Below are 26058 nucleotides of genomic sequence, written 5' to 3'. Positions count from 1 at the left end.
CAACTCAGTTAAAAAGTGAAGCATTGCGCCCCGAGGGTTAACTGTGTTTGTCATGTTATTTTTGCCTGACTCAATAACTATAATATAAAACCTGATAAAAATAAAGAGGCTAAAATAAGCCGCGCGACAACTGCTGTCGCTTAGTCATTTATCATTAGATTTCTCATTAAATTCACTATTCATTGAACCAGTTTATATAAAAAACCCCATAAGCTGTATGCAACTTATGGGGTTATCTTTTGCCGAATTGTTAATCAAATATCTAAAATCTAGCAAGCCATATACTAGCGCTTAATGAATGATTTGATAAATGAATTAACGTTCTAAATGAAGATACTGCATATGACACTCGTACTGATGCAAGATATCAACCAGCACTTGCTCTTTGGTGTAACCAACCAAGTCATACTCTTGCGAGCCATCACTTAAAAATACCTCAGCACGGTAATAAAACTCGGCCTGCTTGCTTGAAGTATTGAGTGTAAAGTTCGGTCGCTCAGCTTTGATTAGATTGACTTCATAAATAAAGTCATCTTCATCACCATGACCGACGCGCAGTTTTACCCCATCTATCTGACCGTCATCTTCATCCATCCCAGCATTTATATCTTTACCGATACTCGCCAGATTTCGGATATCCAATGCCGTCTGAAGACCACCCGCTTTTAGCTCGCTTTCAACCTCAATCATCGCAGGCTTAACCACCGTCTGTAAAAAGCGTTCGACCTGTTTATGGCTTGGGAAACTGACAATACGTTGCAAGCGCGCTTTCCAACCTTTACCACTATCGAGCACGTTTGCCGTGCCAACGGTACTAGCTTTGCGCTTATTGCCCTCTTCTTTTAATGACTTCCACATAGCCATCATGTAAAGCACTAAAATAAGAGAGAACGGCAAACCGGCAATCACAGAGACGGATTGTAGCGAGGCAAAACCACCCGCAAATAATAGACCCAGAGTAATCAAACCTGTAGCTGCCGCCCAAAATAAACGTAACCAAACAGGTGCGTCGGTATCATTGGTCATACCTCTTGAGCTCAGATTAGCAAGGACTAAGGCGCCTGAGTCAGCAGACGTCACAAAAAATATCAGTCCAATAATCACGCCTGCTAATGAGAAAATATCACTGTAAGGAAAATATTCAAACAAGGCAAACATGCCCATAGCGGCGTCATTGACGGCAATTTCACCAAGTTCAGTTGCACCATTAGCGACCAAATCTATCGCTGAATTACCAAAGATAGAGAACCATGCAAAGATAAAACCAAGTGGGATAAACATCACACCAAAGACAAACTCCCGCAGGGTGCGACCACGGCTAATACGCGCGATAAACAAACCTACAAAGGGTGCCCAAGCGACCCACCATGCCCAGAAAAATATCGTCCAACCTGACTTCCAATCGGCACCAGCCGTACCATCATAAGCATAGACATCAAAGGTCTTAAAAATAATGGTTTGAAAGTACTGACCAATATTTTGGGTAAAAGTATTGAGCAAGTAAACGGTATTACCCAGCACCAATATCGCCAATAGTAGCAATATTGATGACAGCATATTAAATTCGGATAAACGGCGTACGCCTTTTTCAACACCCGTCATCGCAGAGATAGCCGCAGCAACAACAACCCCTAAGATAATCAGGCTCTGTACCATTTTGCTAGACTCGATACCGAAAACATGAGTCAAGCCCGCATTAGCCTGCAATACCCCAATACCTAAGCTGGTCGCAATTCCCATTAAGGTACAGACAACGCCAAAGGTATCAATGCCATCACCAAGCCAGCCCTTTATTAAGCGCTCGCCAAAGATAGGTGTCAGCGGAGAACGTAGCGCCAATGGCATGTTTTTACGATAAGCAAAGTACGCCAATGCCATACCGATTAGTGCGTAAATACCCCAACCATGCAGGCCCCAATGTAAAAATGTCTGCGACAGTGCTTCACGCATCGCTTCTGCACTGGCAGGCTCTAAACCAGTATGCGGCGTTAAATAGTGCATCAAAGGCTCAGATGCACCAAAGAATAATAAATCAATCCCGATACCCGCGGAGAATAGCATCGCCGCCCATGCTAAAAATGGAAACTGGGCTTTTTCGTGATCTTGCCCAAGCTTGATATCGCCGTATTTAGAAAAACCAACAAACAAGGCGAAAATACTATAAGCAGCTACTACCAGCATGTAATACCAGCCAAAGCTTTCTGATACCCATGCCATACTAGCGCTTAATAATGTCTGACTATAATCTGGAAATACAATCGTCCAGATGATCAATAAAATAGAAATAATAGCTGAACCTAAAAAAACCGTTTTATTTAGAGTCAGGGGTTTCGTCGCATCTTCTGATGGCGAGCTGTACATAAAAGACCTCAATAGGTAAATTAAATAGGGTCTGATATTGCTTTGTCCGCCATAGTTATATGACTGATAGCCAGATGAGATATGTATCACCGCATGACGCACAAAGCAGTACCAATAAATGAAATTTGCTAGATATAAACTGTTATCAACATAGCAAAGCAAACGCTAAACAGAGGCCGCCTTAAAGGCTCGACCTGCTTAACATAAGCGCTGATAAAAAAGACCTTTACTGTGAAAGGTCGTCTTCTTGAAATGGTCTTATATTATTTATTGTCCAATAGCTTATACCGTTGTTTAGACAGTCTTTTAAACAACAGATTTATAAACGCGCAAAGGCTCGGCTCTGAGCGGTGCGCCATTTGCAACGTAATAATCTACCGTCGAGCGTGGTAGCTGTATGCCACACATCTTATCGACGATTTTTTCGGCGAGCATAATGGTGGTCGCGTTCAGGTTACCACTGATGATATTTGGCATAATCGATGCATCGACGACGCGCAAGCCATCGATACCGTGTACCAGCCCTTCTCCATCAACTACCGAATCATTGCCTTTTCCCATCGCACAGGTACATGACGGATGGTAAGCTGTTTCGCTATGGTTACGGACATACTCGTCTAACTGCGCATCGGTCACCAAGTCATCGGTTGGCGCAATGGCGCGCCCACGATAAGGGTCAAGCGCTGGCTGATGCATAATCTCACGCGTGATACGCATGGCAGCGCGGAACTCTTGCCAGTCCTGCTCATGCGACATATAGTTAAATAAGATACTCGGATGCACACTTGGGTCTTTCGAGGTCAGTTTGACGCGACCGCGACTTGGAGAGCGCAATGAGCCCACATGTGCTTGGAAGCTATGAGATTTCACCGCACTGCGACCATCGTAACGCACTGCTAACGGTAGAAAATGATACTGAATATTAGGATGGGTAAACTTTTCATCGGTACGAATAAAGCCGCCGCCTTCGAACTGATTTGACGCGCCAAGCCCTGTGCCATTAAATAGCCATTCAGCACCAATCGCCGGCTTATTCCACCATTTATTGGCGGGCGCAATCGAGACCGGCAGCTTACATTCATACTGCATATACAGCTCTAAATGGTCTTGTAGATTATTACCGACCCCTGGTAAATCTAGAATCTCATTGACTCCCAAATCTTTAAGCCATTGACCAGGACCAATGCCTGAGCGTTGCAATAATTGCGGCGAGGCAATCGCGCCCGATGAAACAATCACTTCACGCCCTGCATAGAACTTTTTGGTTTGACCTTGGTGCGCGACTTTGACACCGACCGCACGTTTGCCGTCGAATAAGATGACATCGGTCAATGCAGCCGTTAAAATGGTGATATTGCTACGCGGTTTGGCACGGTCAAGATAACCGCGCGCGGTGGAGGCACGGCGACCATTAGGCGTGACAAAACGATCCATTGGCCCAAAGCCTTCTTGCTGATAGCCGTTTAGGTCATCTGTACGTGGATAGCCAGCTTGCACGCCCGCTTCAATCATCGCTTCAAATAGCGGATTAACCCCTGGTTTTGAAGTGGTAATTTCAACCGGACCGCCGACGCCATGATAGTCGTTTTCACCAGCATCGAAGTTTTCTGACTTTTTAAAATACGGTAGGCAGTCGAGATACGTCCAGTCTTCTAAACCTTTGATTTTGGACCAATCATCAAAATCCAACGCATTGCCACGGATATAGCACATACCATTAATCAGAGACGAGCCACCTAACCCTTTACCGCGACCACAATCCATGACTCGGTTATTCATATACGGCTCAGGATCGGTTTTGTAGCCCCAGTTATAAGTGGTGCCTTGTAGTGGCATTGCGAGCGCCGCTGGCATCTGGGTGCGAAAGTCTAAGCGATGGTCTGGACGACCTGCCTCTAACAGCAACACCTTAATGTTGGCATCTTCGGTCAAGCGCGTGGCCAGCACGTTTCCGGCTGAGCCTGCGCCGACGATGATGTAGTCATATTCAGGTGTGGTTGATGTCATAAAACGCTCCATAATATTAAAAAATCCATCATTTCATATCAGTAATGCGGTGTAAAAGGACAAATTCTTCCTAATACGCCAACCTTACTGTTTTAAAACTCTTACCATGCAACTGATTAAAATACCGATTCAAACTTACCCAGCTCTACTTGGATAGATTTAGTCTGCGTATAATGCTCAAGGGCTTCAATGCCATTTTCGCGGCCAATACCTGAATGTTTATAACCGCCAACTGGCATTTGCGCGGGTGACTCACCCCAAGTATTTAACCAGCAAATACCGGCTTCAATCTGCGCAATCACGCGATGCGCGCGGGTTAGGTCTGTAGTCACGACCCCTGCCGCCAAGCCGTATTCGGTATCATTGGCACGGCGAATGACCTCTTCTTCGGTCTCATAAGTCAATATTGACATCACTGGACCAAAGATTTCCTCACGTACGATAGTCATATCATCGCTGCAATCTGTAAACACGGTCGGCGCGACAAATGCACCGTTGGCAAGCTCGCCTATCGTGATACGTTCACCACCCGTTAATAAACGCGCGCCGCCCTCCTTTCCTTGCTGCATATAGCCAAGCACTCTGTCCATATGCGGGAAGCTAACCAATGGACCCATATTAATATTTTCATCCATCGGATCGCCAAGCTTGATACGCTCGACACGCGCTAAGATAGCTTCTTCAAACTTGGCTTGTAGCGCTTTCGGGATAAAGACGCGCGTGCCATTGGTACAGACCTGACCTGTACTATAAAAGTTCGCCATCATCGCAATATCAGCGGCGGTATCGATGTCCGCATCATCGAATATAATCAGTGGCGACTTACCACCAAGCTCTAAGGTCACGTCTTTAAGCGATGATGATGCCGCACTCGCCATGACTTTTTTACCCGTTGGTACACCACCGGTAAACGAGACTTTGGCGATATCAGAATGCTGGGTTAATGCTTCGCCGACTTTATAATCCCCTTGCACAACGTTAAAAACGCCGTCTGGTAAGCCTGCTTCTGTCAAAATTTCTGCCAATTTTAGTGCCGTTAACGGTGTGACTTCTGATGGTTTAAAAATCATTGCATTCCCAGCGGCTAATGCTGGTGCTGCCTTCCACATCGCAATCTGAATCGGATAATTCCATGCACCAATACCTGCGACTACGCCGAGCGGCTCGCGGCGGGTATAAACAAAACTGCTATCACGTAGCGGAATCTGACGACCTTCAATCATTGGTGCGAGACCCGCATAATACTCAACGACATCAGCACCGGTGACGATATCGACATACTTGGTTTCAGAAAGCGCCTTACCAGTGTCTTTGGTTTCGAGCAGCGCAAGTACGTCATTACGCTCGCGCAATATGGCAACTGCGTTTAATAAAATGCGACTGCGCTCAACCGCTGTCATTGCCGCCCAAACCTTTTGGCCTTTTTGCGCCGCTTTTACCGCCTCATTAATCTGCTCATTAGTTGTTTGCTGAATGGTTGCTAGCACTTCACCCGTCGCTGGATTAATATCTTCAAAAATCGCTAAGGATTCATCGATAGCCAAATAACGACCGTTGATATAAGCGGTTTGTATTTGCTCTAAATCGATGATGTCTTTTAAGTTGTTCAGCTCTGTTTTTGAATCAATATTTGTAGCTGTCATAGGTTCTCCTATCGACGACTGGTAAAGGCTTTATCAAAAGCCAATACCAAATAATGTCGTCATGGGTTAAGTATTTAAAAAAATTTATATCGTCTATTTCTAAAATATTTTCTTTCAGTGTTTCTTTAAGTATTTCTTTGATAAACGCTTGAAGCGACGCATTTAAAGCATTGTTTTTGAATCAAAGGAAAACTAGCGTTTTACTCATGCTCAGGTTGGGTCATTTTTAGCAAGCGCTCACGTAATGATTTTTTATCGGATATATTAATGCCGGAAAAATCAGAGAGCCAAATACCATCAGCGACCAGACGCACCATACATAGCGTTTCAGTATTATCAGTTGGTTTATGCTTATCTAATTGCGCATTTGACCACTCAGCCCACAGCTTGCGCAGCTCGCTGTCCGCCAGCATCAATACATATAAGGTTGCTTGATTATCAAACTCTTCCTGCCCTTTTTCGCCTAAGCTAATCGTGGCATTGATATAGGCGCGGGTAAACGAACCATAAGGCACTGGGTCTTTGGCCATCGCCGTATCGACCTCTGTCTCAAAATTTTTCATCGCGTCATGGAATACTTCCAAAATCAACGCATTCTTGGTGGTGAAATGATGCATCACCCCACCTTTGGTCACCCCAACCGCATCAGCCACTGCTTGAAAAGTGACTTTAGACAACCCTTGCTCTAGCGTGATGCGTGCTGCCTGATCAAGCAGCGCACGACGTACGATTTCTGGCTGTTTTTTACGTTTATAAGCATTTTCTGTTTTCATTTTTATCTCGATGTTCATGCACCAAAGAGTTTGAGAGTAAGTTTGTCGCCACCATGCCGTTATCTATGCCACCAATCATTCTGACAATTTTGACAATGCTAGTGATAGCAACTACCGCCGTATAACCAGTCTTTAATAAATATCTCGCGCCAAGCATTTAAAAAATGATGACTCTTGCAAGCTCGTCATAAGCTCTCATTAGTGATACTAAGACCCAGCTGTGGATTTTCCGCCTTAAAGAGAATATGGATTATTTATTTATCCTAAGCTTAGAGAGCAGTTTTATAAGGATGAAATTATATATCGCACAAAAGAAACCACACGGTCGGTATTTTATAGAAATAATACAGCAATGTGAAGGGCTAGTATGTATCTGGGTTTTACAGAACACTATTTTAGATAAAATTGTTTGAGAAAATACTATTTTAGAAGATGCTGGTTTAGACCACACTGGCTTAGATAAAGCTGCATTATCTAAATATAAAGAGAAGTGAATTTTGAATTTTTAAATCAAGTAGCCTGACAGAGATTATTAAGTATCAGGACTGGCATTATCAATCAGCTATAGTGCAATTACTTTAAAATTGATACAGTGCGACTGGGATGAATTTTTCGTAGCCTCTGTGATAACAGCAAGCAAGGAAAATTTATACCAGTCGCACATAGCTATAACGTAGCGCTTTTATTTTGAACTGACTATACTATCAACTCAGGTAAATTTTTAACGCCGATACTTGCTGCATCGATAGCACCCGCAATATAACCGGGGAACTGTTCTGACCACTCGCTACCAATACCGGTCAGACTGTTTTCCCATACGCCAGATAGCGCTTTAGACATAGGTGCAGCGGCATGCTGACCATCACTATTAGCGTCGGTAGCGGTTGCCGTAAATGGCTCTTGCGCCCAATCTTTAAGATACTCAGCCTTAGGCGAGTCTGCTTGCTCCCCAAATAAACGCACCAGTTGCGCACGACAATGCGCCTTCAATACTTCTGCGGAGACACTTTGGCGTGCGGCTGCAGGTACACCTATAAAGCCAAATAATGCCCCGCTGCCATCTGCCACCGATGCATCATGAATCTCAACCATTGGTCCTTGTCCGCTGCGTGCTGAGCCTGACAATCCTTGTTCTTGCCAAAACGGACTGTCATAAACAGCAAGGTACTTAGCGTGCGGCGCCATCCAAGTAGCCGTTCCTCGCCACTGTGTCGTGATATTAGCGGGTAAAGCTGGCTCAAAGGTTATGCTTTCTTCTGCCAATCGAGGCGGTAGCGCCAGTAACACATGCTGCGCTTGCCACTGCTGTTTCTGACAAAGAGCCACTTGCCCAGACTCATCTTCGCTAGTGATTTCAATATACTGCCCAGTATGATGCAACTGATGCACTTTTTGATTGGTCAAAATTCGCGTGGCATCTAAACGCTGATAAAGTGCTTCAATCAATGTCGCCATACCACCCTTAAGCCGCATAGACGGCGGCGCACTTTTATAGCCATGTGTACGCATAGCAGGCTCATTAGGCGAACGCTCAACCAACATATCGCCCTCTTCGAATTGGGCAAAACTCTCTAATTGCAATTCATCAGTCAAACGCGCCAACTGCTGCTGATACTCTGGCCAAAACCATGATGGTCCCAAATCAAAGCCGTTCATGTTATCTGTTATTTGTGCAGTATTTAAATCCGTTGGCCGCGCTGTCACAATACGACCACCCAAGGTTGGACGCGCCTCTAATAGCACATAATCAACACCTTTTTTCTCTAATAAATAAGCCGCATACAAGCCACTTAAGCCACCACCTATAATCGCCACAGATACTGTTTGCATATTACACTCCTTCCACGTCAGCGCCGATGATATGAGAAAGATGACCGGTTTTGAGATAAACCGTAACACCTTGCGCGCCTGCTTTTATTTTGGGCAGCGCACCTACTGGTAAGCGTATCCAGCTACCGCGAGTATAGGTTTGAGCATTATCAATTATGTCATCATCTATTAACTCGCCGTCTAGCACTAGTATCTCTGCGCCGCCTTTGACTGCGTCAGTAGATAGTACTTCATTAGCATTTAAGCGCTTTAAGCTGACCTGTTCGCTGGCGTCTGAAAATAAATGACAAACATCACGATTACCTTGTTTCTGCCAATTTGCCGCATCATTGGTATCGATGGCGACATAACGTGCCTCTTCTGCTGGCATTTGCCAAAGTTTGACAAAAATAACCGCGCCCTCTTTACTATAGGGCTGATGGCCAGAGTTTGGTGGATTGCGTAAGTACCAACCCGCTGGATAATCGATATTATCTGCCGAAAAAGTACCCGACAACACCAAAATCTCTTCGCCGCCCGGGTGCAAATGATGGGGGAAATAAGAATCAGGAGCATAGCGCACAATGCTGGTGGCACGGGCTTTTTCTGCGCCGACACGGTCAAGCATGACCCGTTCAACACCATTTTGCGGTGATGACACCCATTGATATTGTTCGGGCGCTAATGAAGCACGGCAGGTAAAATCTGCATTGATAAGCATAGAGTATTTTCCAAAGATAAGGTTTAATGCCGTCAATTATCAACTGATTTACATCGGTTAACAAACGAGATAATATTCACTTATCTAAAAGAAAATATTTGTCGCTATGAAGAAAGTTGTGTATTTAAATTCCCTACGTGCCTTGGAAGCGAGCGCCCGTCATCAAAGTTTTTCTGCGGCAGCAGAGGAACTAAACGTGACTCCTGCTGCCGTTGGACAACTGGTTCGTAGTTTGGAGGATTCGGTAGGACTACCGCTGTTTTATCGCAAAACCAGTGGTAAATCGCGCTTAATCCCCACAAAAACAGTCGAGCTGGCATTGCCTCATATTCGGGCGGGCTTAGATAACTTGGCACAAGGATTGGCGCAGTTACAAGCAGGATCAAATAGCGGCGTGCTCACGGTGACCGTCAGTCCTGCCTTTGCCGCTAAATGGCTGTTGCCGCGTATCGATCGATTCCAAAGCCTACAACCAGATATCGATGTACGGCTTGATACCAGTGCCAAATCGATAGACTTTGCCGTTCAAGAAGTGGATATCGGTGTGCGCTACGGAGCTGGCACTTGGGCAGGATTGCTGAGCGAAAAGCTGATGGAAGAAGAGATTTATCCGGTTTGCTCGCCGCAATTATTACAAGGAAAAAGCGCGCTTGATTTGACCCAAGAAACGCTCATTCATGACCGCTCAATGGATGGTTATATTGGTTTTCCTTCGTGGGATGATTGGCTTGCACAAGCAAGTTTAACCAATGCAGCGCTCACCAAAGTAGATACCTCGCGAGGGATGCAAATCAATAACTCAGCAGCGGTGCTACAAGCGGTCATTAATGGTCATGGTGTTGCGTTGGCGCGTAGTGTGATGGCACGTGATGATGTCGCTGCCGGACGTTTGGTGCGATTATTTCCTGAGATTACCTTTAGCTCGCCACTGGCTTATTACGTCGTTTATCAAGCGGAATCTGCCAATATGACAAAGCTTAAAGCCTTTCGCGATTGGCTATTTGCAGAAGTGTTGTCCACTCATGAGAACAAATTTATTTATGTATAGTCAGCTCAATATAAAAAGGTATAGGAGATTCAATTTAGAGAAAAATACTGCCTAAACCTATTCAGCGGTTTAGGCAAAGTTCAGCATTCTTCTCAGAATAGGGCGTGTTCTTATTCCCCATCCAACTTTCCTACCCAATGATTCTCAAGCATTGACCCGCATGATATAAAGTCAATCCCAGCTCAGTAAAGCCTGACTTAATGCTTCCAAAAGAGACTTTTGCCTCTTCTAAAGTCTTAAATGGTAAGGGAATATTGTCTCTATTACCCGTCATTATATAATCTGCAAAGCACTTACCCATTAGCGTGCCTGTCGTAATGCCGCGACCGTTATAAGCCGTTGCTGTCAGCAAACCCTCAGCGGGCTCCATGACTCGAAAAATATGATCTTGCGTAAAGCCAAAGCTACCAGTCCATTCATACTGCCACTTAAATGCTGGCAAATCTGGATAATAGCTTTTTTGCACCGCATTGGCCCATGATTGATAAAAGGATTTTGGTTTAAGCTGTGTACCACCTACCGTTCCCAATAATAGGCGATCATCGTCATCACGGCGAAAGCTAGACAAGGCCAAGCGTGTATCCCATGCCCCTGTTTTATATGGCAAAATACGATCTGCCGCCTCTCCGCTGAGCGGCTCAGATGCAATCTGATAATAATAAACCAGATAAAACGTCTTTTTAATTTCTGTCCATTCGCCTTCGGTATAAGCGTTGGTCGCAATAATGACGCGCTCAGATTTCACGCGCGCTTTAGAAGTCCTTGCATACCAATAGCCATCCACCTTTTCTAATGCTTCAACAGCGGAATGCTCATAGATAGTGACGCCAAGATCTTTTGCCACTTTTGCCAGTCCTCTAACATAAGCCAAAGGATTGATGGTACCAGCACGGTGATCGAGTAGTGCCTTATTGATATTCTTGGTACCACAATACTCATGGCATTTACTGCCGGTTAATACCTCAACATTCGCACCGCGACGGCTAAGCTGCTCGTATCTAATATCGACATCGACTTCACCTTTAGCGTTATGTGCCATGTGGATATTACCGGCTTGAGTGGCTTGGGCGTCGATATTATAACGTTTGATTAAATCAAACACTAAGCTTGGCGCTTGTCCGAGGGCTTCTGTCAGACGCTCACCTGCCGCTTCGCCTAGCGCAATATTCAAATCATCAGGGCGCGCCCAAGTACCTGCATTGACGAGCCCTACGCTTTTTCCTGAGCCGCCACTGCCTATCGTATGGCTCTCTAAGAGGATAACTTTGACGCCTTTTTCTGCCAAATGAATCGCAGCCGATAACCCTGTATAACCGCCGCCTATGATACAGATAGTTGCTTCAGTATCGCTATTCATCTGGCTGTAGGTATCGATAAGGGGTGCGGTCATATTCCACAAACATTGCTCTTGCAACATCTCATATTCCTTCTAAATTAACACATTGTCTACAGTGGGAAGCTCGCTTGTGTCTTTATTAACAGTAGGTTCTTCGCGGGGGATAAATTTGTTCAAGACCACCCATAACAAACCAAATAGAGGCGATAACCAGCAAGCAAAAGCGAATGGCGCGTAAGTGAGTGTCGCAATACCTAGGGTTGCGGCGACGAAACTACCGCCCATGTTCCAAGGAATAAGGGGAGATAACAGAGTGCCAGTATCTTCGATAGAACGGGTAAGCGTCGTGCGCTTGTAGCCCATCTCTTGATATTTATCTTTCAATAGACGACCTGGCAACACCAGTGTGGTATAGACGTCACCGATGAGGGTACCCACACCGAGCGTGCTAGCATAAGTGGTAATCACTAAACCGAATCTCGATTTCACCATTTTATTGATTTTTGCCATGATGGCTTTGAGCGTACCGTAATGCTCAATGGCGCCGACGAATGCTAAGGCAAATATGGTTAAGGTCACAACCCATGTCATCGACATGACACCGCCTTTAGACAGCAGTTGGTCAACGACAGCAAATCCAGTCTTACTGACAAAGCCATTTTGTAGGACGTTAAAGATATCGTGAACACCCACGCCTTGCATAAAGAACGCGACTAAGCCTGCAACCACCACACCTGATAATACTGTTGGAATGGCTGGCATTTTCATCACCGCCGCAATGACAACGACAACAGCAGGCAATAAAGTAATAATACTAAGGTTATAGTTAGCTGCTAGTGAGGCTTGAATGTCTCTGATTGATGTTAAATCAACATTTTCCGCGCCGTAGCCCATCCCAATCCAAGCATAGATAATTAGGGCAGTCACCATGGCAGGTACCGTGGTGGGCAACATACCGCGAATGTGTTCCCAAAGGTCAACACCGGCAGCGGCTGGTGTTAAGTTGGTGGTGTCAGATAATGGAGACATTTTGTCACCAAAAAAAGCGCCAGAAACAATAGCACCGCCTGTTAGTGACGGCGGAATGCCCAAGCCTAGCCCAATACCCATCATCGCAAGGCCAACCGTGCCGACCGTGCCCCACGAGGTACCCGTTGCGACAGATATAATGGAACAGATAAGACAAACAGAGACTAGGAATGACGAGGGAGAAAAAATGCTAAAGCCATAATATAAAATCGTGGGAACGGTACCAGCGATAATCCAAGCACCGATGAGCATACCAACGCCCATCAAGATGATCATGGCAGGTAGACCGATTTTAACGACCTTCAAGAAACTCTCTTCCATGCCATGCCAGTCACGGCGCCGCAGCTTCATAAACAAGCCAGTAATTAAAATACCGCAAGCCAAAGGAATGTGAGGGGTAAAATCTTTGAATACAAAAAACTGAACCATCAGAATAATGGCAGTCAACACCAGAGGTGCAATATCTAATAAAAAACTAGAAGACGGACCATAGCCATCTTTAGCTTCGTCATAAGGTTTATTATCAATCATAAGACACCTACCTTCCTTAGTAGTGGAAACTACTACCATAAAAATAACAGTAGTAGAAACAACCAATCCATGGCTGCCGATAATTCTGAAAAGGGGATAAAAAGCCTGTTTTTGAAATCATGAATATTTATTCATCACTTCCGCAGGCTTTATTAATAAAATAAAAATACTTGATAATTGGTTTGTTAAATAGGCTCTGAGCCTACTTAACAAACATCACAACACGTGATTGATAAAGACTATTAAATGACACTATTTATTAGTGACATACCGTTGTTATTAGCCAAAGTTGATGCCTTGCGCGAGTGGTAGCTCGGTTGAGTAGTTGACCGTATTGGTCTGACGACGCATATAGGCTTTCCATGCGTCTGAACCTGACTCACGACCACCGCCGGTTTCTTTTTCGCCGCCAAATGCACCGCCAATCTCAGCACCACTGGTGCCGATGTTGACGTTAGCGATACCACAATCACTGCCACGATCACTGAGGAAAGTTTCAGCTTCACGTAAGTCATTGGTAAAAATACAAGATGACAGCCCTTGTGGCACATCGTTTTGCATCGCTAGCGCATCGTCAAACTCTTTATAGGGCATGACATATAAAATCGGTGCAAACGTCTCACTACGTGCTACGTCATTTTGCTCATCAAGCTCAACAATCGCAGGGGTCACATAATAAGCATCTGGGAACTTATCCATCAGAACTCGGTCGCCGCCTGTGACTTTACCGCCAGTCTTACGAGCCTTTTCTAATGCCGCTTGCATGTTATTAAAGCTGTCTTCATCAATCAGTGGACCGACCAAATTGCCTTCAAGCGGATGGCCGATGCTCACCGTCTCGTAAGCAGACTTAACGCGCGGTAAGATATCGTCTTTGACCGACTCATGAACAAACAGACGGCGTAAGGTGGTGCAACGCTGACCTGCCGTTCCTACTGCTGAGAATAGAATGCCACGTAGCGCCAAATCTAAATCGGCAGTGGGTGCCAAAATCATGGCGTTATTACCACCAAGCTCAAGCAAACATTTACCAAAACGCTCAGCCACTTTCGGTCCTACTTCTCGGCCCATGCGTGTACTGCCGGTGGCACTGACTAAAGCGATGTCTTTATTTTCAACCAAGGCATTACCGATATCGGTCTTGCCCAATATGATTTGCGATAAATGTGCTGGTGCCTCACCAAATTTTGCCAACGCTTTTTCAAATAATGCTTGGCACGCTAAGGCGACGAGCGGGGTTTTTTCTGAAGGTTTCCAGATGACAGGGTTGCCACAGACGATGGCCAACGCAGTGTTCCAAGACCAAACGGCGACGGGGAAGTTAAAGGCAGAGATGACGCCGATGACACCAAGTGGATGCCATGTCTCACGCATGTGGTGACCCGGGCGTTCTGAGGCGATGGTTAGACCATAAAGCTGGCGCGATACGCCCACGGCGAAGTCACAGATATCAATCATTTCTTGAACTTCGCCAAGGCCTTCTTCTTTAATTTTTCCAGCTTCTAATGATACTAAGATACCTAGATCTTCTTTGTGCTCACGCAGGACTTCACCCAATAGACGAATCAATTCACCACGTTTAGGGGCAGGAACGACACGCCATTCTTGAAAAGCTTGTTTGGCATTTTGGATTTTAGTATCGACGTCAGCGACTGTATCTAATGTAACTTTACCGATGACTGAGCCATCAATTGGGGTGGTGACTTCAAAGTCGCCATTTTGATAGTGTGCTTCTTCTACGCCCATTGCAGACATATATTGCTTAATCATAATCAATCCCTTGCATATTGGTATAATGGTTTACTACGTCCTTGACTGACTTATAAAATTACCCTGCTACCTACTAAGTTGCAAAATAATAAATTTCTTGCAGTCATTCCTTTTTGGAATGACGTGCTAATAAGTCGGCTATACGCTAGATATTTCTAGCATAATTTGTACTAAATACTGACACTAGACAGGCACTGCTCAAGGCTTTGAGCTTGCATCGTTTCATACAATGCCATCTCATCATAAATGGCGGAACCTAAATCACGCTCAAACTCTTGTTGGCTTGAGTAACCGTCATAGTGGTTTGGCTGCGTCTGTTGTAGGTTTGATTGAAAAATGCCGGCGGCACTGACGGGCAAAAAGTCCTCATAAACGATAGGTTCAATGCGAAGCACCTCGTCATTAATCAGAGCGCTCAGCTTAGCATTAGGCACTTTATTCAAATCATCATTGGTTAAGGTAGCGGCCAATAATGCTTGACCATCTTCAGAATCTAGGGTGCTATCCGTCAACTGGTAATAAAAATACGCCATCCCCTCATCATGTAGAGTTTGATAATTATCAGGAAAAGCGGTAAATACTTCGGCTAAAATTTGATTGTACTGAGCCGCATTATCCTCACTTGGGGTAGCGCCAAGCTGGCAGCGAGCTGCAGCCAATAATTCATCATAAAGCGCGCGACCCTTTTGCGTTAATGCCACACCGCGTTGCTCAATCTCGCCAAAGCGCGCGGTATGATGCCCTTGCTCATAATCCCCATTGCTAGGGTCTGAGGTATCAGCAACTTTAAAGCCAACCGCTTCTTGTAGCGCCTTAAAACTGGTTTGCCTTAATAAGATAGGACACGCTCTACGTGGCGGCCCTTCGATGATGGCTTTTGAGGGTATGCCTCTGGCTTGCATACCGTGTTGTACGGCATCAATATCCAAGGTTCGAGGCGTTAAATGATTGATATGCGGACCCTTAAAGCCGACCACATCAGCAACAAGTGGATGCTGATCTAGTAAACGCTGATAGAGCGCTTTTGCCACCGGCGTTTTATCATGCCAGCGAAATGTCTCTAGCGCTTCTTGCACAAACTGCTCTGCTTGCTCAGTAGTCAAGCCACCTTGCGCCTCAAAAATTTCAATAAGCTCAATGACGCCAGTAGTGAAGATCTGACGCTGCGCCAGTGTGGCTGCGGCTTCTTGTTTCAAAGTTGCATCGGTAATCAAATCTAAACGCAATAACGAGGTAAATACGCGAAAAGGACTTTTATGCAATGAATGCGAGTCAAGTGCACGAAAGGCTGTTGAGTGCACTGGCACACCAGCAGGCGCTAAATCGTAGTAACCAACAGGGTACATACCCATCACCGCAAAGAGACGGCGCATCATGCTTAGCTCTGCTGCGGTACCCAGTCGAATCGCCCCGTGGCGCTCCATGCTCAGACGCTCAATCTCGCCCGTATGTAGCAGCTGTGATTTGACATCGGGGTGTGATGTCAATACCTCGGCATTGACATCACTGACCAAATCAACCAAGTCACCGTATAGCGGCACCTCATTTTGGTACATGGCTGACATGGCCATAGAAAAATGATGACGTATATCATCGCTGCAGATAAAATCCTCATCTAGACTGACGCTATTATTTTTCACAAATAAACATCCTTGTAATAGGGTTAAGAAATTTTTAAGTAATCGATATTTGGTTTTGAGCATTTGGTTATGGCGATGCGCTATCTATCCTAAGCACTCCTAAACATTCCTAAACATTAAGCGGCAGGCAATCCATCAGGAAGTGCGATGAGCACCTCTTTTAGAATAGCTAACCCTTCTTTTAGGGTGTCAGGTTCTATGGTGAGTGGTGGCAATAAGCGAATGATATGCCGATGTTGCCCACTTGGCATCAGCAGTAGACCACGCTCACGCGCTTTGGTTAATACTTGCGCCATCACACTCGGATGCACATCATGCTCAGGATGACGCAGCTCGATACCACGCATCGCACCGATACCCGTAAGACCAAACAACCAAGGCGAGATACCTTCTTGTTGCCATTGGCTGATAGTCGTCTGAATTGTCTCTGAATAATGTTTGGCTGACCGCCAAACGTCATCGGCTTGCATGATATCAAGCGTGGCATTGGCCGCGGCGCAAGCGACTGGATTGCCGGAATAGGTACCACCCAAGCTGCCTTTGGGTAGACCGTTGACCACACTAGCCTTGCCTATGACTGCGCCTAAAGGCAAGCCGCCCGCGATACTCTTGCCAAGTAAGATAAGATCAGGCTCAATCCCTAAATGGGTAAAAGCAAACGGCGTGCCAGTACGCCCGTAGCCAGATTGGATTTCGTCCATGATAAGTAACATGCCATGCTCATCACAAAACTTACGTAGATATTGCGCAAAGGTGGGCGACATCATTTGAAAACCACCCTCGCCTTGTACTGGCTCTACGATGATGGCGCCGATATTGTCGATATCGGTTTCTACCACAAATAAACGCTGGAGCGCTTCAATCGCTTGCTCGTCGCTGATATTATTATCGGGACTGGGAAAAGGAATATGATAAACGCCGCTGGCCAACGCACCAAGTCCGCGCTTATAAGGGGCGACCTTACCATTGAGATTAACGGCAGCCAGTGTGCGTCCATGAAACCCACCATCAAATGCAATGACGCCTGTGCGACCCGTTTTCATACGGGCTATCTTTATGGCATTTTCGGTCGCTTCTGCACCGCAGTTGGTGAGCATGCCTGCCAGCTCACCGCTGATGGGAACAAGCTCGCATAATCGCGACATAAAGGTTTGATACGGCTGATGCGCTGCCGCATTGTAGGCATAGTGAATCAGCGACTGGGCTTGATGAATGATGGCGTCAACGATGTGGGGGTGGCAATGACCAAAGTTTAAAACACCAATACCACCGACAAAATCTATATAGCTGCGGTCATTGTCGTCCCAAACTCTGGCATTTTTGCCTTTGATGAGCGTGAGCGGATGCACCATCGTAAAGGCATCGGTCACGTTATAAAGCTTGTCCATGATGAATCTCTATCTCTTCCTTGAGTTAGACTCATTTCAACAAAACATCACTTAGGCAGCAAACGAATAATAGTTGTGGTAGCATTCCTTTTCGTCATTGCCAGTATATTTATTCACCAAACCACTTCTTTAAAAACAAAAAAACTGCGTATTAAGGCAGTTTTTTTGTTTAGCGTTTTAGATTCTCACAGCAAATAATTTTGCAGGATAAAAGTCACCAAAAGAGCACTATAAAAATACGACTGAAGGGCGTTATAAAACCAACCCTAACGCCTTTTCGCGCTCATCTGAGATTGCCAAATAAGCAGTAATCCATTCTAAAACGGCTTTGACCTTATGTGATTGTCCCGAAGAGAGAGGATAAGTCACATAATAGCTGCCGCGACCCTTTGCCGCATAATCCCACGCCATCACCAAAGCGCCTGATTGTAGCTCGGGTTCGACCAAACGTAACGGCACCAAAGCAATGCCATAACCAAGTAAGGCGGCAGAAATGCAAGCATGAAAGGTCTCAAAACGCGGACCTACAAAGGTGCCATCAACGCTGATATCTTGCTGCTTAAAATACTCATACCACGCACTTAAGCGCGAGCTTATTTGCAATAGCACATAGTCATTTAAACACTCGGTACTCAGCGTCTTATCTTGCAAATACTGCGGCTGACAAACAGCAACGCAATATTCATCGAATAATTTTATGGCCTCCATATTGCTCCACATTCCATCACCATATAAAAAAGCAATATCGACATTTTGGTCTTCAGAAAAAAATGGACCTACTAATTCTTTGATATCTAGGTTGATAAGCGGGTATTCTTGACTAAAGCCACTGAGTGCTGGAATCAACCAACGAGCACAAAATGTCGGATGCGAGACGATTTTTAGCAGCTCAGTATTACTGCTATGCGACATCAAATTGGTGGTCGCCACCTCGATATGTTTTAAAATCTCCAAAACTTCAAGATAATATGCCTTGCCAGCAGGGGTCAATGAAATCCGGTGCGGTGTCCGATAAAATAAAGACAGGTTTAACATCTCCTCTAACTGCGCCACTTGCTTACTAATGGCGCTTTGGGTCATGTGCATCTCTTGCGCGGCATTGGTAAAACTCAAATGACGGGCAGCGGTCTCAAAACATTGCAGCGCCGTCGTTGAAGGGTATCGTCTAAAGGCTAATGGTTTATTGGTGTCGGTTTTCATAGATTGTTTTTCTTTTATCCCATCTTAGTAAAATATTAATAACTATTTAAAATCACGTTATCAGGCATTCCTAGCCTATGGCGTCATCATACCTATATTCAAGCTTAAATAGCGATACCTCACTATAAGCACTATGTAACTGGCACGGACACCCTCATCGGATTTACTTAAGCATGAATTTGACGATCCACTTAATTATTCAGTCGCCAATTTTAAAGACTCTCCTACAAAAAACACCATCAATTCCTGATAAAATAGTAGGGCCTGATGATAGGCTCTGACATACCGCAACTGATTTGCTATCTTGCCCTCCTCTTTTTCATCATTACGACCTATGCCGCCGTTATTCTTAAACTCATGAATTATTTTTCAGCTAACGTTATCTATTAACGCCTTCTTTATTTGTATTGGATCATATGAAACATAACCTTGAGGTGAGCGCAAATGCTCGCCGAACTCAGTATTTTCAAGTATTTTTGATGGGCGTCAGCGCCTTTATTATGAATACCACCGAATTTGTCCCCGTTGCTCTATTAAGTGACATCGCCCAAGATTTTTCCATTACCACGGCTGAGACTGGCTGGATGTTGACGCTGTATGCGTGGATTGTCGCGGCCATGTCATTGCCATTGATGCTGCTCACCAGTCGATTTGAGCGTAAAAGCTTACTCTTGGGCTTATTTGTAGTTTTTATTGCTAGCCATGTGTTGTCAGTATTCGCATGGAGCTTTGATGTATTGCTGATTAGCCGCGTGGGTATTGCACTATCGCATGCGATATTTTGGTCAATCACCGCCGCGATTGCGATACGCGTAGCGCCAGAAGGCAAAAAAGCACTGGCGCTTAGCGTACTTGCGACCGGTACTTCATTGGCAATGGTACTTGGCGTGCCATTAGGGCGCTTGGTCGGTCAATGGTTTGGCTGGCGGGCGACTTTTGGTGGTATTGGCGTGATTGCTTTCATCGTATTTATTCTACAAGCAAGGCTGTTGCCAACACTACCAAGTATGTTTGAAGGCTCTTTTAGAAAGATTCCAGAATTGCTTAAAAACCCCTTGTTGGTCTGTTTATATTTGCTCATTTTATTGGTCTTTACCGCCCACTATACGGCTTACTCATATATTGAGCCTTTTATGCGGCAGGTTGGCGCTATTAGTGAAAACGCCGCGACTGTTGTCTTGCTATTATTTGGAGTAGCAGGGATTGCAGGCAGTGTAATATTCAGCCGCTGGGGTGATCGTTTTAATACCAGATTGATGCTGATATCGATCATATTAATGCTAATCTCTATGCTGGTTCTATTGTTTGCCGTGACTTCTATCTGGGCGCTGAGCTTGATTGCGTTACTGTGGGGCGCGGCGCTTATGCTGCTAATTATCTCCATGCAAGCCAAAGTCATCATGGTTGATGTCACGGCGCAAGATATGCTGATGTCGATGTTCTCAGGTATTATTAACTTAGGAATTGGCGCAGGTGCCCTGTTTGGTGGTTATGCAGTGACGCATATCTCAATATCAAGCGTCGGCTATGTTGGTGCAGCTATCGCTAGTGTGTCGCTGCTACTGATGTTATTTATGATAAAGCGCTTTCCTGAATTAAGTAGAAGACTTGGTTAGCTAAAAATTTGATAGTAAATAAGCCTATACAAAATGCCAGCTATTTAAATATGCTGGCATTTTGCTGTTTGGTTTATCTAAAAGTAGCAAAAACAAAAAAGAGCAGAGGATTTAAAAATCTACCTTACCTCGTAAGGCTTTGGTTTTACCGCGCTGGGTTTTTGCATCAACGCGTTTACGTTTGGCATTTCTGCTAGGTTTGGTCGCTTTACGTATTTTATTGACATGAGTTGATTTTATAATAAAGCTTTGCAGCCGCTCCAAGGCATCAATTCGATTACGTTCTTGGGTGCGAAACTGCTGCGCTTTAATAATAAGCACGCCTTCTTTGGTGATTCGACTGTCTTTACTGTCCAATAAACGCTGTTTAATGACATCGTTCAAGCTTGACGCATGAATATCAAAACGCAAATGAATCGCAGAGGACACTTTATTAACGTTTTGCCCACCTGCCCCTTGTGCGCGTATGGCGCTAATTTCAACTTCACTGTCATTAAGACTGATATTACTGCTGATAAAAATCATAAAATACTTTTATAAATCATGGATAGATAAGGTTAATGATAAAGCATTCTCAATTAACTCGCTACTTGACTGCTTAACGGTTCTCAAAAATCCATATTTCTTAACATCTATAATCTGCAATTTATAAGGTAAACCTCATAAATGTTATCGTTTGACGTCACTATGTCTATCCTCTGTCTGTAAAGCGTAAGCCCGTCCAAAAATTCTTTTTTGCCATGCTAGGATGATTTTAAGTTGGCAAGATATGGTTTGATTAGCTGGCTATTTAACAAGCAAACTCTTTAATAAACAAATTCTTAGCACATACTTTTAAAACTAAAACAAAAGCTAAAACAAAAGCTAAAACCACGATCTGATAGGAATAAGCGCTTTATGAGCAACAATAATAAAAAAACTCAATCTTCTTTTACAACCAACCAAGTCTCAGCTGATAACAGCATTCAGGTCAGAGGCGCGCGGGTGCATAATCTCAAAAATGTTAATGTTGATTTACCGCGTAATGGGTTGGTTGTTTTTACGGGCATATCAGGCTCAGGCAAGTCGTCATTGGCGTTTGGCACCTTGTTTGCTGAGTCGCAACGCCGCTATCTTGATTCGGTATCGCCTTATGCGCGGCGCTTGATTGACCAAGTTGGTGAGCCTGATGTCGATTCGATAGAAGGCTTGCCACCTGCGGTCGCCCTGCAACAACAACGCGGTACGCCGTCGGTACGCTCATCGGTTGGTAGCGTGACCACCATCTCAAATGGTCTGCGTATGCTGTACTCGCGAGCGGGCGAATATCCTGCTGGGCAAGACATGCTGTATGCCGATGCCTTTTCGCCAAATACGCCAGAAGGTGCTTGCCCTACTTGCTCAGGTATTGGTCGCGTGTTTGAGGTCACAGAAGATTTGCTCGTGCCCGACAAGACTAAAACCATTCGAGAACGCGCCATTGCTGCATGGCCACCGGCATGGCAAGGGCAAAACCTAAGTCGGATATTGACGACACTTGGCTACGATATCGATAAACCTTGGAACACGTTATCCAAGCAAACCCGCGATTGGATTTTATTTACCAATGAAACCCCAGAAGTGCCAGTTTACCCAGAATACAATCTCGAGCAAGTACGCGAGGCGATTAAAAAAGGTGAAAAGCCCAATTATAAAGGCACCTTTACCAGTGCAAAAAATTTCGTCTTACATTCTTTTGCCACGACCCAAAGTCCGCGTACCAAAAAACGCGTGGCGCAGTTTATGCAAATTTCAGAATGCCCAAGTTGTTATGGTAAAAAACTCAAAAAAGAATCGCTGTCGGTTAAATTTGCGGGGCTTGATATTGGTGAACTGTCACAATTAACCTTAACTGAACTGGCTCTTAAACTTCACGACGCTGCTAATAAAAAACTCAGCGATGATATGCTCGACCGTGAAAAAGCCATCGTTGCCAAGCGTATTTCCAGTGACATTTTATCGCGTGTGCAAGCGTTAACCAGACTTGGGCTAGGTTACTTATCCCTTGAACGCACCACACCTACCTTATCGCCCGGCGAGCTACAGCGCCTAAGACTTGGCACCCAAATTCGCTCTAAACTATTTGGCGTGGTTTACGTGCTCGATGAACCGTCCGCCGGCCTCCATCCTGCCGATACTCAGGCGCTATTAGGCGCTCTAGACGAGCTGGTAGAGGCGGGTAATTCATTATTCATTGTCGAGCATGATGTCAGCGTCATTCGCCATGCCGATTGGATAGTCGATGTCGGACCAAAAGCGGGCAGTCATGGCGGTGAAATCATGTATAGCGGCCCTGTCAAAGGCTTGCGATATATCTCTGATTCCTATACTGGACAATATCTTTTTAATCATGATTGCACAGATCATCAATCGAAAAGCCAGCAATTAACAAGCCAGCAGCCAAGACAACCTAATCATTGGCTAAAGCTTGCTAATATCGAGCGCAATAATCTACAAGGGTTAGATATCGCATTTCCTTTAGGGATATTAACAACAGTAACAGGCGTTTCAGGTTCGGGAAAATCGAGTTTGGTCAGTCAGGCGTTGGTTGAACTGGTCTACAATGCGCTAGGGCAAAAAACCGTGATTGAAACGCCCACTGATGAAGCGGCTTTACTTGAGCAAGAGCAACAAACGCCAATAGGCGGTGAGATAGTCAATGGTATGGAGCATATAAAACGCTTAGTCACCGTTGACCAAAAAGCCATCGGGCGCACGCCGCGCTCGAATTTGGCGACTTATACTGGACTGTTCGACCATGTGCGCAAATTATTTGCCGCTACCAAAGAAGCAAAAGCGAGACACTATGATGCAGGACGTTTTTCATTTAACGTTAAAAAAGGACGTTGCCCAAATTGCGAAGGCGTCGGTTTTGTCAGTGTTGAGCTGCTATTTCTGCCGAGTGTTTACTCGCCTTGCCAAGTTTGCCATGGTCAGCGCTACAATGACGAAACCCTAGAAATTACTTATCAAGGTAAAAACATCGCTGAAGTGCTCGATTTAACAGTCGAAGCCGCTTCTGGATTTTTCGTTAATGATGCCCCAATAATGCGCGCCTTAGATGCCTTGCTAAAAGTTGGGCTTGGCTATCTAAGACTTGGGCAACCAGCGACCGAGTTGTCTGGTGGCGAAGCACAGCGCATCAAACTTGCTACCGAACTGCAGCGTACCCAGCGCGGCGATACGCTGTATGTGCTCGATGAACCGACCACTGGTTTACATCCTTCTGATGTCGCGATGCTGATGGCACAATTAAATGGGCTGGTCGCAACCGGTAATACGGTAATTATGGTTGAGCACGATATGCAAGTTGCTAGCAACAGCGATTGGATTATCGATATGGGTCCGGGTGCTGGCGATGAAGGTGGGCTTATTGTCACAGAAGGTACGCCTAAAAAGGTGGCTAAGTCCAAAGAGAGTCGCACTGCGCCTTTTTTATTCACTTAGTATTGATATAAAAGACAGTACACTAACTAAAAAACGGAAATATGCAATAAGAAAAACCGCACGATTTTAATATCATGCGGTTTTTCTATGTTAAGTGCTGTCTTTATTTTTCAAACTACTCATTGATAACTAGGCAAGCATACCGCCATCAACGACTATCGTTGCGCCAGTGGTATAACTTGATGCATCAGACACCAAATACAATACCGTGCCTGCCATTTCATCACGATGGGCAACACGCCCTAACGGGATTGCATGCAGCGCCATTTTTAAGACTTTATCATTGGTGGTTAACGCCGAGGCAAACTTAGTATCGGTTAAACCTGGCAATAAGGCGTTGACGCGAATGTTTAATGGACCACATTCTTTGGCAAAAGCTTTGGTCATGCTAATCACTGCAGCTTTGGTAATTGAATAAATGCCTTGCTTATCACCCGCGACCAAACCATTAACCGATGCGGTATTTAAAATCACTCCGCCACCCTGCTCGCGCATCATCTTGCCCGCAGCCGTCGACATAAAGAAATAACCGCGAATATTGACTTCAACGGTTTTATCAAAAGCAGCTAAGTCAGTATCTAAAATATGACCGTAGTAAGGATTTGCGGCGGCATTATTGACTAAGATATCGATTTGACCAAACTCACTTTTTATATGCTCAAAAATCGCCTCAATCTGCGCCATCTCGCCCACATGACAAGCAAAGGCGCTGGCTTTATGACCATCAGCTTTGATGCTATCCGCCACCGCTTGGCAAGCATCAATCTTACGGCTAGACACAATCACATGCGCGCCTCTTGAAGCCAATAGACGGGCGATAGATTCGCCAATACCGCGGCTAGCACCCGTCACCAAAGCAATTTTACCGGTTAAATCAAATAAATCTTTCATAGGTGTTCCTTTTATTTTTAAATATTTTAATAAATACTTTTGATGTTAAGCCAGCATACCGCCATCAAGGGTAAAGGCATGACCATTCATAAAGCTGCTTTCATCACTCGCCAGCCAAGCAATGGCACCAGATACTTCATCAACTGTCCCTAAACGGCGCATTGGACTGGCTTTTATCGTCGCTTGTTGCGCGCGCTCGTCCATATTTGCCATGGTATTACGCACCATTGGCGTATCAATAAAGCTTGGGCATACCGCATTAAAGCGGATATTGACGCGAGCATATTCATGAGCAGCAGATTTAGTCAGCCCCATCACGCCATGTTTAGCAGCGCTGTAAGCTGACAGTAATGGCGCAGAACGCAAACCAGCAATCGAGGCAACATTGATCACATGTCCACCGCCATTAGGTGCCATACATGCAACAGCCGCACGCATGCAGTGCCAGACGCCTTTTAGGTTGACGGCGATATTACGATCAAAATCCTCATCGCTAAGCTCATGCATCGGCGCAGGTTGATGGTCGATACCCGCATTATTTATCACGACATCAAGACCACCCAATGTTTCCATGGCAAAGGCAAACAACGCGCGTACTTCATCGCCGCTAGTGACATCAACTTTTTTAAACACGATACTAGTACCAGCATCTTGCGCTTGCTTTGCAACGCCTGCACCCATCTCTTCTGCCAAATCGCCAATCACCACTTTAGCCCCGCGACTGGCTAACAATAGCGCACTTGCAGCGCCAATTCCAGACGCGCCGCCGGTGATTAAAATGCGTTTACCCGTTACGTCTGATGCAATTCCATTTGTATTCAGTGTCATGA

At 45.1% G+C, this 26058-nt stretch carries 18 protein-coding genes; 3 read left to right on the top strand and 15 right to left on the bottom strand.

What is annotated here, in order from left to right; genetic code table 11:
- Positions 1 to 315: 315 nt before the first annotated feature.
- From betT to AC2FA3_RS07650, 6 genes are all read right to left on the bottom strand, one after another.
- Complete coding sequence (gene betT, locus AC2FA3_RS07675) at positions 316 to 2361, bottom strand: choline BCCT transporter BetT (protein ID WP_490509084.1); 2046 nt, start codon at positions 2359 to 2361, stop codon at positions 316 to 318.
- A 306-nt stretch (positions 2362 to 2667) separates the two neighbouring features.
- Complete coding sequence (gene betA / locus AC2FA3_RS07670) at positions 2668 to 4368, bottom strand: choline dehydrogenase (RefSeq protein ID WP_490509083.1); 1701 nt, start codon at positions 4366 to 4368, stop codon at positions 2668 to 2670.
- A gap of 116 nt (positions 4369 to 4484) precedes the next feature.
- Positions 4485 to 6011 carry a betaine-aldehyde dehydrogenase gene (gene betB / locus AC2FA3_RS07665; protein WP_490509082.1) on the bottom strand — a complete coding sequence of 509 codons (1527 nt, stop codon included), beginning with the start codon at positions 6009 to 6011 and terminating at the stop codon, positions 4485 to 4487.
- Between the two features lie 200 nt (positions 6012 to 6211).
- A complete protein-coding gene (locus AC2FA3_RS07660; protein WP_490509081.1) occupies positions 6212 to 6784 on the bottom strand; it encodes a TetR/AcrR family transcriptional regulator in 573 nt (190 codons plus the stop codon).
- A gap of 696 nt (positions 6785 to 7480) precedes the next feature.
- Positions 7481 to 8614 (bottom strand): flavin monoamine oxidase family protein, encoded by a 1134-nt coding sequence (locus tag AC2FA3_RS07655; protein WP_490509080.1) that lies wholly within the window; start codon positions 8612 to 8614, stop codon positions 7481 to 7483.
- Between the two features lies 1 nt (position 8615).
- A complete protein-coding gene (locus AC2FA3_RS07650; protein WP_490509079.1) occupies positions 8616 to 9314 on the bottom strand; it encodes a cupin domain-containing protein in 699 nt (232 codons plus the stop codon).
- A gap of 106 nt (positions 9315 to 9420) precedes the next feature.
- Here AC2FA3_RS07650 and gcvA point away from each other — a divergent pair, with 106 nt between their 5' ends.
- Positions 9421 to 10362 carry a transcriptional regulator GcvA gene (gene gcvA, locus AC2FA3_RS07645; RefSeq protein ID WP_490509078.1) on the top strand — a complete coding sequence of 314 codons (942 nt, stop codon included), beginning with the start codon at positions 9421 to 9423 and terminating at the stop codon, positions 10360 to 10362.
- A gap of 130 nt (positions 10363 to 10492) precedes the next feature.
- On the opposite strand, the gene amaA is transcribed toward gcvA, so the two are convergent.
- The 6 genes from amaA to AC2FA3_RS07615 form a co-directional block, all read right to left on the bottom strand.
- Complete coding sequence (gene amaA / locus AC2FA3_RS07640) at positions 10493 to 11779, bottom strand: L-pipecolate oxidase (RefSeq protein ID WP_490509077.1); 1287 nt, start codon at positions 11777 to 11779, stop codon at positions 10493 to 10495.
- Positions 11780 to 11791: 12 nt separating this feature from the next.
- Positions 11792 to 13258: a Na+/H+ antiporter NhaC gene (gene nhaC / locus AC2FA3_RS07635; RefSeq protein ID WP_490509076.1), complete on the bottom strand. Its 1467-nt coding sequence runs from the start codon at positions 13256 to 13258 to the stop codon at positions 11792 to 11794.
- A gap of 279 nt (positions 13259 to 13537) precedes the next feature.
- Positions 13538 to 15028: an L-piperidine-6-carboxylate dehydrogenase gene (gene amaB, locus AC2FA3_RS07630; protein WP_490509075.1), complete on the bottom strand. Its 1491-nt coding sequence runs from the start codon at positions 15026 to 15028 to the stop codon at positions 13538 to 13540.
- 170 nt (positions 15029 to 15198) lie between these two features.
- Positions 15199 to 16668, bottom strand: coding sequence for a 2-oxoadipate dioxygenase/decarboxylase HglS (hglS, locus tag AC2FA3_RS07625; RefSeq protein ID WP_490509074.1), 1470 nt, complete (start codon positions 16666 to 16668; stop codon positions 15199 to 15201).
- Positions 16669 to 16784: 116 nt separating this feature from the next.
- Complete coding sequence (locus tag AC2FA3_RS07620) at positions 16785 to 18056, bottom strand: 2-aminoadipate transaminase (RefSeq protein WP_490509073.1); 1272 nt, start codon at positions 18054 to 18056, stop codon at positions 16785 to 16787.
- A gap of 252 nt (positions 18057 to 18308) precedes the next feature.
- Positions 18309 to 19256, bottom strand: a complete 948-nt coding sequence (locus tag AC2FA3_RS07615; protein ID WP_490509072.1) for a LysR substrate-binding domain-containing protein — start codon at positions 19254 to 19256, stop codon at positions 18309 to 18311.
- Positions 19257 to 19672: 416 nt separating this feature from the next.
- Between AC2FA3_RS07615 and AC2FA3_RS07610 the strand changes: the two genes are divergently transcribed.
- On the top strand, positions 19673 to 20872 hold the full coding sequence (locus AC2FA3_RS07610) for a sugar transporter (RefSeq protein WP_201604429.1): 1200 nt from the start codon (positions 19673 to 19675) through the stop codon (positions 20870 to 20872).
- Positions 20873 to 20983: 111 nt separating this feature from the next.
- On the opposite strand, the gene arfB is transcribed toward AC2FA3_RS07610, so the two are convergent.
- Positions 20984 to 21397: an alternative ribosome rescue aminoacyl-tRNA hydrolase ArfB gene (gene arfB / locus AC2FA3_RS07605; protein WP_490509071.1), complete on the bottom strand. Its 414-nt coding sequence runs from the start codon at positions 21395 to 21397 to the stop codon at positions 20984 to 20986.
- Between the two features lie 372 nt (positions 21398 to 21769).
- Between arfB and uvrA the strand changes: the two genes are divergently transcribed.
- Positions 21770 to 24337, top strand: a complete 2568-nt coding sequence (gene uvrA, locus AC2FA3_RS07600) for an excinuclease ABC subunit UvrA (RefSeq protein WP_490509070.1) — start codon at positions 21770 to 21772, stop codon at positions 24335 to 24337.
- A 129-nt stretch (positions 24338 to 24466) separates the two neighbouring features.
- On the opposite strand, the gene AC2FA3_RS07595 is transcribed toward uvrA, so the two are convergent.
- Entirely contained in the window at positions 24467 to 25228 is a 762-nt protein-coding gene (locus AC2FA3_RS07595) for an SDR family oxidoreductase (RefSeq protein WP_490509069.1), read from the bottom strand.
- Between the two features lie 45 nt (positions 25229 to 25273).
- A complete protein-coding gene (locus tag AC2FA3_RS07590) occupies positions 25274 to 26056 on the bottom strand; it encodes an SDR family NAD(P)-dependent oxidoreductase (protein WP_490509068.1) in 783 nt (260 codons plus the stop codon).
- Positions 26057 to 26058: the final 2 nt, after the last annotated feature.

It is taken from the genome of Janibacter sp. CoH_79_TC_3, from assembly GCF_058197955.1.
The sequence above is the reverse complement of the archived record's forward strand: the minus strand, read 5'-3'. Positions and strand labels throughout refer to the sequence as shown.

What these genes read in the sequence shown, in the direction of transcription:
- betT (WP_490509084.1), bottom strand. Translation starts at nt 2,361, where the DNA reads ATGTACAGCTCGCCATCAGAAGATGCGACGAAACCCCTGACTCTAAAT.
- betA (WP_490509083.1), bottom strand. Translation starts at nt 4,368, where the DNA reads ATGACATCAACCACACCTGAATATGACTACATCATCGTCGGCGCAGGC.
- betB (WP_490509082.1), bottom strand. Translation starts at nt 6,011, where the DNA reads ATGACAGCTACAAATATTGATTCAAAAACAGAGCTGAACAACTTAAAA.
- AC2FA3_RS07660 (WP_490509081.1), bottom strand. Translation starts at nt 6,784, where the DNA reads ATGAAAACAGAAAATGCTTATAAACGTAAAAAACAGCCAGAAATCGTA.
- AC2FA3_RS07655 (WP_490509080.1), bottom strand. Translation starts at nt 8,614, where the DNA reads ATGCAAACAGTATCTGTGGCGATTATAGGTGGTGGCTTAAGTGGCTTG.
- AC2FA3_RS07650 (WP_490509079.1), bottom strand. Translation starts at nt 9,314, where the DNA reads ATGCTTATCAATGCAGATTTTACCTGCCGTGCTTCATTAGCGCCCGAA.
- gcvA (WP_490509078.1), top strand. Translation starts at nt 9,421, where the DNA reads ATGAAGAAAGTTGTGTATTTAAATTCCCTACGTGCCTTGGAAGCGAGC.
- amaA (WP_490509077.1), bottom strand. Translation starts at nt 11,779, where the DNA reads ATGTTGCAAGAGCAATGTTTGTGGAATATGACCGCACCCCTTATCGAT.
- nhaC (WP_490509076.1), bottom strand. Translation starts at nt 13,258, where the DNA reads ATGATTGATAATAAACCTTATGACGAAGCTAAAGATGGCTATGGTCCG.
- amaB (WP_490509075.1), bottom strand. Translation starts at nt 15,028, where the DNA reads ATGATTAAGCAATATATGTCTGCAATGGGCGTAGAAGAAGCACACTAT.
- AC2FA3_RS07620 (WP_490509073.1), bottom strand. Translation starts at nt 18,056, where the DNA reads ATGGACAAGCTTTATAACGTGACCGATGCCTTTACGATGGTGCATCCG.
- AC2FA3_RS07615 (WP_490509072.1), bottom strand. Translation starts at nt 19,256, where the DNA reads ATGAAAACCGACACCAATAAACCATTAGCCTTTAGACGATACCCTTCA.
- AC2FA3_RS07610 (WP_201604429.1), top strand. Translation starts at nt 19,673, where the DNA reads ATGAAACATAACCTTGAGGTGAGCGCAAATGCTCGCCGAACTCAGTAT.
- arfB (WP_490509071.1), bottom strand. Translation starts at nt 21,397, where the DNA reads ATGATTTTTATCAGCAGTAATATCAGTCTTAATGACAGTGAAGTTGAA.
- uvrA (WP_490509070.1), top strand. Translation starts at nt 21,770, where the DNA reads ATGAGCAACAATAATAAAAAAACTCAATCTTCTTTTACAACCAACCAA.
- AC2FA3_RS07595 (WP_490509069.1), bottom strand. Translation starts at nt 25,228, where the DNA reads ATGAAAGATTTATTTGATTTAACCGGTAAAATTGCTTTGGTGACGGGT.
- AC2FA3_RS07590 (WP_490509068.1), bottom strand. Translation starts at nt 26,056, where the DNA reads ATGACACTGAATACAAATGGAATTGCATCAGACGTAACGGGTAAACGC.